We start from the raw sequence: 13383 nt of genomic DNA on the forward strand, positions 1-13383 counted from the left end.
TCGGTCAGGTACGGCGGTCCGGTTCGGCCACGACGGCCTGCTGGAAAGGTTTCAAAACGAGGTCCCGGTGCTTGCCCAGAACCGACGCGAAGCCGGTGTACATCGCAGCAAGACAAATGGCAGTCACCAACCACAACTGCCAGCGCGGTACGCTGCGCAAGGCGCTGCCCCTGGGCGTCTCGAGCGCCTGCCATTGTGGTGAGAGCTCGCGGGCGACCTCGCCGCGCAGGTGGCGGATCTGCCGGAACAGCCCTTCGCGGATGTCGTCCAGCTCCACCGCGCCGCGAGGAATCGCCCGGTATTTGCCTTCGAACCCCAGGGCGAGGCAGAGATACATCAGTTCAAGCATGTGCAGATGTCGCGCGGGATGAGTTGAAAGCCGCTCCAGCAGTCGGAAGAACTTTTCCCCGCCCACCGTTTCCTTATGGAACCGGCTCAGCAGGCTCATGCGCGACCAGTCGCTCGCACCGCCCCATGGCGTGCCAAGGATGGTCTCATCGAGCACAGTGCAGAGCACATAACGGGCGGCGACCGCCTGCTCGGCGGGTATGCACTGCTGGGCGGCGCGCAATTCGAAGATTTTTACCTGGTCGACCAGAAAGCGGTTCAGCGCCTCGACGTCACCGGCCTCGGCGGCAGCCAGGCGAACCACCTCCGACAACAGGTCGGCGGCGGTCGCGACCAGAGGATTGAGGTGCACGTCGGCGTGTTCCCGCAGGCCGGGCAACGCGCAATGATCAAGCTGCGCGTCGAGGCGTTCCAGGTCTTGCGGATCATCGTGGCCGGTCAGGGAGCCCATTGGCTCTGCCCCGCGGCCTGCGAGGTATGTCGGGTCAAGTGACCATCGGTCTGTCATGCATTCAGCTCCTGATTGCCCAGAACTTCAGTTCCAGCCCCGCGAAATCGCCGGACATGTGCAGGGCGAACCCGCCGGATTTGCGGACATCCGCGGTCTCGGCGGCGTCCATTTCGAGCACGAAGTAGCATTTGTTGGCGTGATAAGGGATCTGACGCGGCGCCACCGGCAACGCCTTGAGGCGCAACCCCGGCAAATGCAGATTGACCAGTTGCCGAATGCCTTCCACCGAGCCGACCTTGAGGTGCGCGGGCAAGCGATGACGCAGCTCGTCGGGTTCGCAGTTCGCCGAGGCGGCCACCACAAAGGAGGCTGATCCCAGCAGCTGCGGGTCGACTTTAGGTGAAACCAGCACACCGTACTGGCGAGGTTCCAGCGCAAGCTCCAGGGCATGCTGCTCAAGAACCATCGAGAGCATCTGTCGCAGGGCCTGCATCAGGGTCCGGAAGCTGGCGGCCTGATCGCTGTGTCGATAACCGCCACTGATCTTCGGACGCTTGTCCTCCGCGCTGTAAGTCGCCAGCTCGCCGAGCATCCCCAGCAGCATCCGGTACAGTTCTTCAGGGTGCACGTCCTTGATGTCCAGATAATGCTGAAGCAAGAGTTCGGTGCGGTTGAGCAACTGCAACATGAGAAAGTCACCCACCTCGGCGCTGCCGCTTGCTCCGCTGGATTTTATTCGCCGGGCAATCGCCTCGCCCCTGTGGCCCAGCATGCCGGTCACTTCCTTGAGACAGGCCATCAGATAGCTGGAACCCCGGGCGGTGATGAACGGAGCGACAAAGTCTGGCGACAGGTTGATTGCTTTGTCGGGACCTGTGGCGAGCACGTGGCAGACCTTGAGTTTCACATAGGACTGTTCACTGGCCGGCTCGCCCTGCAACAGCCGGAACTCCGGTCGGGCGCATTGCAGCTGAGTCGCGGTGCCCTCCCCGGCATTGGAATCGGCGACCATCACCGGGCAAGCGGTATAGCGCGCCAGCACATCGTTCTGCTCCTGGCTGCGTACTTCGACACAGTTGCCCGCCACCAGCGGAAGGGCCAGATAGACCGCGACCTCTGCGCTATTGGCGGGCATGTCCAGAACCAGCGGAGCGCGGCGATCGCGCAGATCGAACAGGGTTCCGTCCGGCAGGATCCCGGCCGCCAGATTGAGCACGATCTGTCCAGACCCCAGAAACTGGGGGTCCAGTTCCAGTTCGGTGAAGCCCCAGTTGAAAGCTCGCGACAGCCGGGTACGCAGCCGCAGCTGCTGATCGTAATAGCGATCGTGGTGCTGGAAGTGCTGGGGCCGTAACAGCATGCCTTCCTGCCAGACGACTTTATGGACGTCCAGGATCATCGCAGCTCTCCGATGGGGTGATTGAGCCGGTGGATACCGTCGTCACTGAAGCTCAGGTCGGCGCGGGTCAGGTCCTGCGCGCGCAGTTCGATCACGTAACGCCAGCGGGTTTCGGGCAGATCACGGTAGGCCGCCAGGACGCCGACGAAGCGTCCGGCGGGCGTGGCATGCAACTTGAGACGTTGCGACTCGCCTGGTCTCAGCTCGAGCTCTTCGGCGGCTATCAGATCCTGGCCCAGGGACTCGCTGCCGCGCCCGTACAGGGTGAAAAAATCCTGAGTCTCGAAACTGACCGGATTTCTCAGCTCCAACAGGCGGACGACGACAGGCGACGGACGCCCGTTGATATCCGGGTTCAACAACTCATTGCCGGTCAGCGTCAGCTCAAGCCGGGTCTGGGCGGAGTAAGGCGAAAGTGCCGAACAGCTGGCAAGCGCAGGTATGGCGGCCAATAACAGCAGACCTGTAAGTCGAGGCATGGTCATCCTTGGAGATCCAGATGCAAAGTGTTTATCAGGCGAAGCTGATCCTGGTAGGCATGGGAGAAATGGCGGGCGAACAGCTCGTCGCTCCAGTCATCGGTACGGCTGAGGGCATGGTGAAATCGCAGATACGCACGCCATCGGCTTCCGGCGGTGTTGATCACCGGCCTGCTGGTGTCTCGCTCGAACTCCCAATTGAGCTGCTGGGGAGAGAAATGCGCCAGAGCCGCCCGGGCCGTTGCCCGCCCGCCAGCCACCAACGCAACCTCATGGGCTTGCAAGTGCCGGAATGTTGCGCGGATACGAGGTTCGGGCTCCAGCGAGGCCGGTTCCGCGGCGAGCAGTTGGCGCAACAGCTCTTGAATATCCGCGAAGGGTTCGAGAACCTGTCCAGCGCCCGCCGCGTCTACGCCGATATCGGCACGCAGGTCCGCACAATGTCTCAGCGCAAGTTGCAGGCCGCCGACGCACTGTCTGAACTGGCTGGCAAGTTTCAGCATTGCAATATCGCGCTCCTCAGGCCTCATTGAATCCAGGCCGATCCCGAGCACCGCCTCCAGTCTTTGCCAGAGCGTTTCAGACGTTTTAGCCGGCTGCTGATACTCGGCATGGTCGGATGCCGGCTCCCGCTCGGATACCAGTCGGGGTATCAGCAGATGATCCCGGTCGGCAGGCGCGCTGTCGGACCGCTGCGGTGTGTCAGCGTGATCGGACAGGCTCGCAAGTTCGTCCATGACGGCATAGGCGCAGTCCGGATTTTCGTCCAGTCGTAGCGGATCCGGATCAACGAGGTCCAACGCTGCGGGTGCGTCGGATCCGAATACATGCGCGATGAGCTCCAGCTCGCCGAACCGGAATTCCTCACCATCCTTTATCTCGACCTCCTGGTCCTTGACCAGCGCCCTGCCGTCCAGTCGTGCGATGCCGTTACGGCTGATATCGGCGAGCAAAAAGCGTCCATCGCAGTAGACGACCCGCGCGTGATGAGCCGAGATGAATCGCAGATCGTCCTCAATGCTCCAGTGGCAGCCCGGATGACGTCCAATGACACCGCCCGATTCGCCGAATGCCGGGCTGCATGGACTGCCTCGGCGCAGGCGCGCCGTCGCCCGCACCTCGAATACCAGTTGCATAGCGCTTCCTCGTCCTGTCACTGGCCACGTCGCGCCGACGCCGGGTCGCCCAGCGCGCGATATTCGTCGTCGCTGAATTTGAACGGGCCGCTGCACGCGATCAGGCACAGCGCCGCGGCTGACAACACACAGACGAGCCGTCTTGTCGGGGTCATGGGTAATTTCCTTGATGTAGTGAAAAACGTGTCCTGATTCATCACCGCCCCTCGGCGAAACGTGGAGCGATATTCAGGTGTGCCATGCGATAGAGCAGTGTGCGTCTCGCCACTCCCAGCTGACGCGCGGCCAGGCTGCGGTTGCCCCCTGCATTGCGCAGGCTCTGCAAGAGCATGTCGCGCTCGAACGCGTCCATCCGCTCACGAAAGCTCGAGCCGCCGGCGTGATCGGTCGCTGTGGCGGACAGACTGAAGTCCTCGGGACTCAAGTGCTCGCCTTCGCACATCAGCACGGCTCGCTCGACCATCCCTTTAAGCTCGCGAACGTTGCCCGGAAAGCTGTAGCGGAGCAGCGCGTTCTCTGTGTCTCTCGTCCACCGTAGCGGGGTTCGGTTCCCGGCCGCGCAGGCCTCGGCGGCGAACTGTCGGGCGAGCGCCATGATGTCCTCGCCACGCTCGCGCAGCGCCGGCAACTCGATGGGAAAATGCGCAAGCCGGTAATAGAGGTCGGCGCGAAACCGGCCTTCGGCAATCATGGCTTGAAGGTCACGGTGCGTGGCGGCGATGATCCTGACGTCGACCTTGCGTGTCACGCTGGCCCCTAGCGGACGCACCTCTCCTTCCTGCAAGACGCGCAGCAGCTTGGCCTGAAGCGACAGCGGCATGTCGCCGATTTCATCGAGCACCAGCGTGCCGCCATCCGCCGCCTCGAACAGACCCGCCCGATCATGATCGGCGCCGGTGAAGGCCCCTTTGCGGTATCCGAACAGCTCACTCTCCAGCAGGCTTTCCGCAAACGCCGCGCAGTTCTGCACCACGAACGGCCCGGACCGACGCGAACCCTGTTGATGGATCGCGCGGGAAACGACTTCCTTGCCCGTTCCGGTCTCGCCGGTCAGCAGCACTGTGTGGTGGGTGTCAAGCACCTTGCCGATCAGTCGCCGGACATGGGCCATGGCTGCGCTTGTACCGACGAGACCCAGATCGCCGCGCTCCCGACCGGCTGTGCGAGCGCTTGGCGAGGATGAGCGCAAAGACGTTGAAACCCGCCTTCGGGACAAGGCGAAAGCCCCAAGTGCCGCCAGCGACGGCGCGAACATGTCGAGCGCTCGACCCCGGCTCGTTGCACACAGCACCAGCCCCGCTACCCGGCCATCAGGATCGACAAGCGGCTGGCAGAGAATCGAACGCCAGGCGTGTGGCCCTGCGGGAAGAAATGTGGTGTCGTATAGCTCGCCATTACCGTCGGTCACACTGACCGTACGGTTGTCGTCCAGGCTCGACCGCAGCAACTGGCAGCGGTCGTAATGTCTGGAGTTCCGCGGCTTGCCGCGCTGAGAACGACCCGGTGCAAGCTGAGCCAGCAGGCACAGCTCGCCTGCGGCCGGGTCTTGCCCGAACAACATCGTCAGCTCGCAGCCGGTCAGCGTCGCCGCTGCCTGCGCCATCCGATGATCCAGGGCCTCGGCGTCCGTGGCGGCACACAGCGAGGCGTAATGCATGCAGAGCTGCTCGGCGTATGCCAAAGGCTCGGGGATCTGACTAAACAACGCAGTCATATCAAGCGAACTCACATATGATCGCGCCAGATGCATCGACCGTGGCGTGTACCCGGCCCGGTTGCTCACCACCGGCCATGGTCGCCAGCAAACGGTCGGCGATGATGGAAACGAGGTGCTGGTCGAGCAACCGGTCGGCCAGCCGGGCGCCGGTGTCGCTTCGTTTGCAGCGTTCGCTCAGGCAGGCAACCAGAGCGTCCGAGTAACTGAACCGCAAGCCGCGTCCTTGCAGCCTATCGGCGAGGCGCTGCAGCTTGAGCTCCAGCAACTCAGACAGGACTTCGTCGCCGATCGGGTAGTACGGCACGACCTGCATGCGCGCCAGCAGCGCGGGCTTGAAATGCGCGCTCAGCACCGGGCGAATGCTCTCTTCCAGACTCTCGGCCGACGGCCTCGCCTGATCCTGACAAAGGCGCTCGATCCGCTCGCTGCCCAAGTTGGAGGTCATCAGAATGAGCGTATTGCGGAAGTCGATCCCCCTCCCCTCGCCGTCATTGGCCATGCCTTTGTCGAAGATCTGATAGAACAGATTCATCACGTCGGGATCGGCCTTTTCGACTTCGTCCAGCAGCACCACCGAATATGGCTTCTGGCGCACTGCTTCGGTCAGCATCCCGCCTTCGCCGTAGCCCACGTAGCCGGGCGGTGCGCCTATGAGTCTGGAAACTGTGTGTTTCTCCTGAAACTCGGACATGTTGATGACGGTCAGGAAACGTTCGCCGCCGTACAGAAGATCGGCCAGCGCCAGGGCCGTTTCGGTTTTGCCGACGCCGCTTGGCCCCACCAGCAGAAATACACCGACCGGCGCATCCGGCTTGTTGAGGCCCGCTGCTACCGCGCGCATGGACCGGTCGAGCGCCTGGATCGCCTGATCCTGCCCGCGCAGACGCTTACGCAGATCAGTGGCGAAAGTCGCGACCGTGGCGCTGTGCTCCCGGGCCAGTTGCGTAACCGGCACGCCGGTCCAGGCGCTGATTACCTCGGCGATCAGCCTGGGGCACACCTCGATGCTCACCAGTCGCTCCGTTTTCTGTGCTTCGGCAAAGGCCCGCTGGGCTTTGGCCAGGTCGTCCGTCGCAATCGCAGCCTCGGATTCAGAAGCGGCGCCGACCCGTTGCCCGCGTAGATCAAGTACTCGCGTGGCGAGCGCGCGCTGGGTATGCCATTGCTGCTCCAGCGCCTGAAGTCGTTCGGTGGCCTGCCCAATCCGGCTCTCAAGGGCTTCAAGCTCAGAGCGCGCCACCGCCAGGCCGGTGGCGGCGTCACGCTCCAGGGCCCGCAGCTGGCGCGTGTCCGCGGCGACCTGTGCACGCTCGGCCTCAACACGCGCCGGCGCGGCATTCAGGTTTATACGTACCCTGGCGCACGCGGTGTCTAGCACATCGACCGCCTTGTCCGGCAACTGCCGGCCGCTCAGATACCGCGCGGACAATTGCGCCGCCGCCACCACCGCATCGTCGCGAACGTACACGCCATGGCTCTTCTCATATACACCCGCAAGGCCGCGCAACAGCGTGATCGCTTCGGAAATCGACGGCTCGTGCAGCCGGACGGGCTGAAAGCGCCGGGCCAGGGCCGGGTCTTTTTCGAAGTACTTGCGATACTCGCTCCAGGTCGTGGCTGCGATGGTTCGCAACTCTCCGCGCGCCAGGGCAGGCTTGAGCAGGTTCGCCGCATCGCTCCCGCCGGGCTGACCGCCCGCGCCGATCAGCGTATGGGCCTCGTCGATGAACAGAATGACCGGACGGGCGCAACCACGCACCTCGTCGATCACCCCTTTCAAACGCCGTTCGAACTCCCCTTTGATACTCGCCCCGGCCTGCAGCAGCCCCATGTCCAGCGAGAGAATGTCGACGTTCTGTAAATCCTCGGGCACCTCGCCGCTGACGATTTTCAGCGCCAGTCCCTCGACCACCGCGCTTTTGCCCACACCTGCCTCGCCGACCACGATCGGGTTGTTCTTGCGACGTCGCGACAGGATATCGATCATCTGCCCAAGGGCATCGTCACGACACAGCACCGGATCTATCCTGCCTTCGCGGGCCTGCCGGGTCAGGTCGTGGGTGAACCGGGCGAGCAGCGACTCGGATACGGACCCGGCGCCGGCCGGCTCAGGCTGCTGCGAACGGGCAAAATCGCGCAGACGCTCGGCGTGGATCCGGCCCAGCAGCGGTTGGTAGGCGGTTCCTGCGTATTTCAGCGGGTGACGGAGCAAGGCCAGAATCAAGGCGGCCTGCTCGATATGGCTCTGGCCAAGCTCCAGGTTGGCAACCAGCAGTGCGTCCTGGAGCCATTGAACCAGTTCTGGCGCGAACACGGGATTGCGCGTCGCGGTCGACTCGACCGGAGGGCGCAGCGTGGCGGCGAAGTCCGCTAATGAAACGCCTGCATCCAGCAGCGCTCTGTGCAGCAGGCCTTGCGGGCATTCCAGCAATGCCAGCAGGAGGTCCTCGACCAGTATCCGACTGCCGCCGCGTTCGATGCAGCGCCGGGCGGTATCTTCCAGCGCTCGGCGCGTAGCGGCTTCGAGCGTACCGATGAGTTGTTGCAGGTCAACATTGATCATGAATGTCCATCCTTGATGAAGGCGCTGTCCAGCGTGATGACGCCGTCTGCGTGCTCGTGTCCCAGCCAGCTGGTCCAGCCCAGACGGCAGGCCGTCAGCGCACCGATGTGGAGAGGCTTGATCTCCTCGCGCAGCAGGTGCAGACGGATGTCGTAGTCGAGATGGTCGCGCTGGACGAAACGCACCAGCGCGTTCAGCGGCCCGTACCCGTCTCCGATGGGCAGAAACCGGTGAAAGCCGTCCCAGTCCAGTTCGCGGATATGAATCCGGAATCTCGCGCCACGATCCCGCACCCGCTCGCCGAGCACGGCGTCGTCGCCCAGCCGATGGTTGGCGAGGCCCAGCCGGTTGCGCTGGTTGCCGCTGATGAGCACGGACCGTTCAAGGCATTGCTCGATGAAAAGATGAGCGTGGTTGAAGTAATACCGCAGCACCGCTTCGATCAACGCCGCGGAATGGGCGCGCAGGCTCAGCAGCCCCAGGTACGGGAGCAGCCGCTTCCAGTTGATGTCTCCCGTCTCGCGTATGTGCTCGGCCCCAAGGCCTATCAAGGCAAACAGCCGTTGCGAGAACGGGTCGGTGGCGCCGCTGGTATAGCGAGCGTGATAACGATACTTGCGCCAGATGGGGCGCAGCAGGCGCAGCAATCGGTGGTTGAACACATCGAGGAAGTCACGGGTGGTGACAGCGCCTGGCTCGTCTCCCAGTGCCTGTTCGCTGTAGAACACCGGTAACGGCGAGGTGGCGCCGACCAGACCCATCACGTTGAGCTCCAGGCACACGGATTGCGCACCCGCGTCGTCGTCCCAGGCCAGGGACTCGATGTCGCTGGAAGCGAAACTCAGACTCGGGTTGGCGCGCAGCTCAAGCAGGTCTTCGAGCTGCTCGTCGTCGAGTTGGGGATGACGCACACGCAGCTGCTCGAGCAATAGTGCGACGGCCTGGTACAACGAGTATTCCCGTATGGACGCTTGCAGATGCTTCATATCAGCGGCTGCTGCCCCACGCGCGGTGTCCAGGAGTAGACACTGCCCTGCGTGCTGGTGACGTGAAGTTCATGAAACGAATTGAGACTTGCGTACAGGGCAAGGAACTCGTTCAGGACCGAGCCGAACAGAAACAGATTGCCCTCCCCGCCGGCATCCTGCGGGTCGACCAACAGGTGGGTTTTTACGCCACGGACCGGCAGGCCTTGAAACAAACGGTCGGTGGGCTGGTGACTGATGCTCCTGAGGCCCTCAAGCAGTTTACGGCTGACCCTTTCCGCTTGTTGGTCGTAATAACGAGGAAGATCGTAAGTCTTCAGGACCACTCTCAACGCATCCAGATTGATCAGCGAGAGATAGTTGAGCGACATATTGCTGATCAATTTCCAGAGGTAATCCCGGTCCATCGGCGGGGGAAAACTTCTTGTAGCTGGAACAATACTCCTGAACTCAACGAAATCCGGGCCACCTTCCGCGAAATGGCAGATTCCGCCAGCGGGAATCTGCAAAGGCAGATTGTTATTGGTGCAGGTCAGTTCGACCGACAGGGTTTCGTGCTTTTCCAGCTCGAACGTATCGAAGCCCAGCCAGGTTTCCAGTCCTTCGTGATCGATGGCGCTACGTTGTCGAACGCTGTACCAGGGGCGTGCCTGATCGATGTCGAAGCTTGGATCATGCTCGAATGACTCGAACGCCACGTAGTCTTGATAACCTAGCGTTCCCGGGCGCCATCCCGTCACCTTGTCGACGCAGTACACACTGCAATGCTCACGGTCGTGTTCGGCGGGCAAGACCAGATATTCATCCTGCTTGCCATCGAGACGGATCGGCACTGCGTCCTGTTTGAACAGATTGACCACAGGCGTACAGTAGAGCTTGAAGTTATCGAGCGTCGGCCGCAGCAGTTGCAGATCGGGACTGGCAAGCACCATGCGCAAGGTGCAGCCCCGCGTCTGACGCAACGTTTCCTCGGGTAGCGCCCCCAGGATGTCCAGCCCCGACAGGTCGACGAACAGGAATTTGTCGGGGAACGCGAAATACTCCTGCAGATACCGATAGCCGCGGAACGTGTTGAGCGGATACGGCATCAGCGCCTCATCTTCGGCAAAGCCGACAGGCTGGACATGTTCGATCGGTATCGCCATGTCGTTCGAAGCCGGCAACGGGAGGCCGGCGGCATCCAGCGGGACCAGCGTGATACTGACCAGCTGGCGCAGGAGCCCCAGGTACAGCGCGCGACTCACGGCACCTTCGCCCGCGAGGTGCAGGCGCAGTGCGCTCAACCGCAACTCGCCGAGGTGCCCTTCGGCTGTCATCCGCAAGTGGAGGTCGAGCGTGACTTCATCATGGCGAGGAGCGAAGTCGAGCGCGCTGATCCCGAGTGGCAGGACCTGGGTGGTATAACAGGTTCGAAAACCGCAGGTCACGCCCGCGACCGGCTGGCTCTTGAGGGGGGTGTTGCGCGGCACCAGGACGCCCGCCCCTGGCTGGGTCGAGGCATCGAACTGCACCATGCTCATCGCCGGAAACGGCCGCAGGTAGTTTGGCCAGAGCATTTGGGTCAATGAATGAGTCAGCTCCGGCAACTCATCGTCGAGCTTCTGGCGCAGGCGTCCAGTCAGGAAGGCGAACCCTTCGAGCAACCGCTCGACATCCGGATCACTCCCTGCCTGCCCAAGAAAAGGCGCGAGCGCGGGATTTCTAGCGGAAAACGCGCGCCCAAGACGGCGCAGCGCGGACAGTTCCGTCTGGTAATAAGAGTTGAATGACACGTCGTGATCCCTGACAAATAAAACTTTATTGCTCGATGAAAGTTATCGATAGTTCAACTGACCCGTAGCCGGATAACAGCCCGCTTGCGCAACATCAATATTCGTGTGGCTGGACTACTAACTGGCCATTGGCTTTCAAGTGCGCATTGAATTCGACGGGGTAGCGTTTACTTCCGTCGAATAAAACCCCTTGTATCCGAAACTTCAGCTTCAGCGAGCTTTCATCTTCAAGCATGTTCACGGTCACGTCGGATAATCTCGGTTCGTACCGCTGCACAAATGTCTCGATGGCCCGGCACGAGTCCACCAGCACATCGTGAAGGCTCCGCCGGCTGTCGTTGAAATCCGGCAACCCGTAGTCGGGCAGCGTCTGCACACTGCCCGCCCGGGTACTCAACATCTTGCTCAGGTGCGCGGCGACCGAGGCCACAAGGCGTTCGTGGGGAGTCCTCCCTGAACGGCATGGCGCAGAGCCTGCGAGACGCTCGAAAAGGCTGCCGTCAGCAAAGGTCGCCACGCCGTCTTATTCCTTGTCCAGTTTGCCGACCAACGACAAGGTGAAATCCGCGCCCATGTATTTGAAGTGCGGACGCACGTTCAGATTCACGCGATACCAGCCTGGTTCGCCTTCAACATCGCTGACGGCGATGGTCGCGGCCCGCAACGGACGCCGACCCCGTACTTCGGCACTCGGATTGTCCTGGTCAGCGATGTACTGACGAATCCATTTATTGAGTTCCAGTTCCAGATCGGTGCGCTCTTTCCAGGAACCCAACTGCTCGCGCTGCAAGACTTTCAGATAATGCGCCAGCCGGTTGACGATCATCATGTACGGCAGCTGGGTACCCAACTTGTAGTTCAACTCGGCAGTCTTGCCTTCGGCGCTGTTGCCGAAGAACTTGGCCTTCTGTACCGAGTTCGCGGAGAAGAAGGCTGCGTTGTCGCTGCCCTTGCGCATGGTCAGCGAAATGAAGCCTTCGTCCGCCAGTTCGTATTCGCGGCGGTCGGATACCAGCACTTCGGTCGGAATCTTGGTCTGGATATCGCCCATGCTCTGAAAGTGATGGAGCGGCAGATCTTCGACGGCCCCGCCGCTCTGCGGCCCGATGATGTTCGGACACCAGCGATACTTGGCAAAACTGTCCGTCAACCGGCTTGCGAAGGCGTAGGCCGTATTGCCCCAGAGGTAGTGCTCGTGGTCGTTGGCGACGTTTTCCCGGTACGCAAAGGTCTTGACCGGATTTTCCAGCGGGTCATAGGGATTGCGCAGCAGGAACCGCGGCACGGTCAGCCCGAGATACCGAGAGTCCTCCTGCTGCCGCAGGCTCTGCCATTTGGCGAATTGCGGTCCTTCAAAGTGATCCCTCAGATCCTTGAGATCTGGCAGCCCCGTGAAACGGTCCAGTCCGAAAAAAGCAGGACCGGCAGCCGCAACGAAGGGCGCGTGAGCCATACAGGCCACGCTGGACACATATTGCAGTGTCTTGACGTCGGGCGCGCTGGGGGAAAAATAATAGTTGGCGATAATCGCGCCGACGGGATTGCCGCCGAACTGACCGTACTCAGCCGTGTAGACGTGCTTGTAGAGGCCTGACTGCATCACTTCCGGCGAATCGTCAAAGTCTTCCAACAGGTCTTCTTTGGACGCACTCAAGACTTCGATCTTGATGTTCTCGCGAAAATCGGTCCGCTCCACCAGAAGCTGTAGCCCGCGCCACGCCGACTCCAGCGCCTGAAATGTCGGATGATGGAGGATTTCATCCATCTGGCGGCTGAGCCTGGCATCGATCTCGGCGATCATGCGATCGGCCAGCGCCTTTTTGACCGGCTCTCCCTCGTTATGAGGCTTGAGCAGCTCGGTGATGAACGCCGCGACGCCACGTTTGGCGATGTCATAAGCCTCATCCCCCGGCATCAGCCGGGTTTCCGCGATGATCTGATCCAGAACGCCGCCTTCAATTACCGCGCCGGTTTGTGTCTGTGCAGCATTATTCATCGTTCTGGCTTCCCGAAACGGTGGCATTCAAAGAATCGGCAGAGTTCAGGCCCAGTTCGCTCAGAACACGATTTCGCGAGTGCTCGTCGCTGAGAACGCTTTCGATAGCTCTGCGAAACGCAGGCGCATTGCCCAGCGGCCCCTTGAGTGCAACCAGCGCATTACGCAGTTCCATCAGCTTGTGCAGCTCCGGTACTTGCTCGATGATGTTCGCCGGATTGAAATCCTTCATCGACCTGACGCCGATACTGACCGGCAGTTCGTCAGCGCTGTCCGTGTCCCTAAGTCGATCCGGAACACTCAAGGTCACGGATATTTCCTGCTTGGCAATTACATCATCGAAGTTGTTCTTGTCGATACTGACTGGCCGGCGATCCTCAAGCTTTCGGTCATCCGTGCGGTGAACGAAATCACCGAGCACCAGCAACTTCAAGGGAAGTTCTATTTCTTGCTGCGCATTTCCGGTGGCAGGTTTGAACGTCACGTTTATACGTTCCTTGGGCGCTACCGAGCCTTCTTTGGCCATTGCCATTCTC

At 61.6% G+C, this 13383-nt stretch carries 12 protein-coding genes; all 12 read right to left on the reverse strand.

Annotated features, from left to right (window positions below; all coding sequences use genetic code 11):
* Positions 1-4: 4 nt before the first annotated feature.
* The 12 genes from icmH to tssB all read right to left on the reverse strand — a co-directional run bounded on the left by icmH (position 5) and on the right by tssB (position 13373).
* Complete coding sequence (icmH, locus tag TRP66_RS03725) at positions 5-799, reverse strand: type IVB secretion system protein IcmH/DotU (RefSeq protein WP_333400000.1); 795 nt, start codon at positions 797-799, stop codon at positions 5-7.
* Between the two features lie 61 nt (positions 800-860).
* Positions 861-2192 (reverse strand): type VI secretion system baseplate subunit TssK, encoded by a 1332-nt coding sequence (gene tssK / locus TRP66_RS03730; RefSeq protein ID WP_333400328.1) that lies wholly within the window; start codon positions 2190-2192, stop codon positions 861-863.
* A gap of 2 nt (positions 2193-2194) precedes the next feature.
* Positions 2195-2677, reverse strand: coding sequence for a type VI secretion system lipoprotein TssJ (gene tssJ, locus TRP66_RS03735; RefSeq protein ID WP_333400001.1), 483 nt, complete (start codon positions 2675-2677; stop codon positions 2195-2197).
* A gap of 2 nt (positions 2678-2679) precedes the next feature.
* On the reverse strand, positions 2680-3813 hold the full coding sequence (locus TRP66_RS03740) for a type VI secretion system-associated FHA domain protein (protein ID WP_333400002.1): 1134 nt from the start codon (positions 3811-3813) through the stop codon (positions 2680-2682).
* 17 nt (positions 3814-3830) lie between these two features.
* Positions 3831-3968 (reverse strand): type VI secretion protein, encoded by a 138-nt coding sequence (locus tag TRP66_RS03745; RefSeq protein ID WP_333400003.1) that lies wholly within the window; start codon positions 3966-3968, stop codon positions 3831-3833.
* Positions 3969-4009: 41 nt separating this feature from the next.
* Positions 4010-5518 carry a sigma-54 interaction domain-containing protein gene (locus TRP66_RS03750; RefSeq protein ID WP_442965168.1) on the reverse strand — a complete coding sequence of 503 codons (1509 nt, stop codon included), beginning with the start codon at positions 5516-5518 and terminating at the stop codon, positions 4010-4012.
* A 10-nt stretch (positions 5519-5528) separates the two neighbouring features.
* Entirely contained in the window at positions 5529-8093 is a 2565-nt protein-coding gene (gene tssH, locus TRP66_RS03755; protein ID WP_333400005.1) for a type VI secretion system ATPase TssH, read from the reverse strand.
* A complete protein-coding gene (gene tssG / locus TRP66_RS03760; protein WP_333400329.1) occupies positions 8090-9112 on the reverse strand; it encodes a type VI secretion system baseplate subunit TssG in 1023 nt (340 codons plus the stop codon). The genes tssH and tssG overlap by 4 nt, the downstream gene beginning before the upstream one ends.
* On the reverse strand, positions 9076-10851 hold the full coding sequence (gene tssF, locus TRP66_RS03765; RefSeq protein ID WP_333400006.1) for a type VI secretion system baseplate subunit TssF: 1776 nt from the start codon (positions 10849-10851) through the stop codon (positions 9076-9078). The genes tssG and tssF overlap by 37 nt, the downstream gene beginning before the upstream one ends.
* A 94-nt stretch (positions 10852-10945) precedes the next feature.
* Positions 10946-11368: a type VI secretion system baseplate subunit TssE gene (gene tssE, locus TRP66_RS03770; RefSeq protein WP_333400007.1), complete on the reverse strand. Its 423-nt coding sequence runs from the start codon at positions 11366-11368 to the stop codon at positions 10946-10948.
* Positions 11369-11374: 6 nt separating this feature from the next.
* Positions 11375-12874 (reverse strand): type VI secretion system contractile sheath large subunit, encoded by a 1500-nt coding sequence (tssC, locus tag TRP66_RS03775; RefSeq protein WP_442965162.1) that lies wholly within the window; start codon positions 12872-12874, stop codon positions 11375-11377.
* Complete coding sequence (gene tssB / locus TRP66_RS03780) at positions 12840-13373, reverse strand: type VI secretion system contractile sheath small subunit (RefSeq protein ID WP_333400009.1); 534 nt, start codon at positions 13371-13373, stop codon at positions 12840-12842. Before tssB ends, tssC begins: the two co-directional genes overlap by 35 nt.
* Positions 13374-13383: the final 10 nt, after the last annotated feature.

This window comes from Pseudomonas sp. JDS28PS106 (assembly GCF_036706555.1).
GTDB lineage: Bacteria > Pseudomonadota > Gammaproteobacteria > Pseudomonadales > Pseudomonadaceae > Aquipseudomonas.

What these genes read in the sequence shown, in the direction of transcription:
- icmH (WP_333400000.1), bottom strand. Translation starts at nt 799, where the DNA reads ATGGGCTCCCTGACCGGCCACGATGATCCGCAAGACCTGGAACGCCTC.
- tssJ (WP_333400001.1), bottom strand. Translation starts at nt 2,677, where the DNA reads ATGCCTCGACTTACAGGTCTGCTGTTATTGGCCGCCATACCTGCGCTT.
- TRP66_RS03740 (WP_333400002.1), bottom strand. Translation starts at nt 3,813, where the DNA reads ATGCAACTGGTATTCGAGGTGCGGGCGACGGCGCGCCTGCGCCGAGGC.
- TRP66_RS03745 (WP_333400003.1), bottom strand. Translation starts at nt 3,968, where the DNA reads ATGACCCCGACAAGACGGCTCGTCTGTGTGTTGTCAGCCGCGGCGCTG.
- tssH (WP_333400005.1), bottom strand. Translation starts at nt 8,093, where the DNA reads ATGATCAATGTTGACCTGCAACAACTCATCGGTACGCTCGAAGCCGCT.
- tssC (WP_442965162.1), bottom strand. Translation starts at nt 12,874, where the DNA reads ATGCCACCGTTTCGGGAAGCCAGAACGATGAATAATGCTGCACAGACA.
- tssB (WP_333400009.1), bottom strand. Translation starts at nt 13,373, where the DNA reads ATGGCCAAAGAAGGCTCGGTAGCGCCCAAGGAACGTATAAACGTGACG.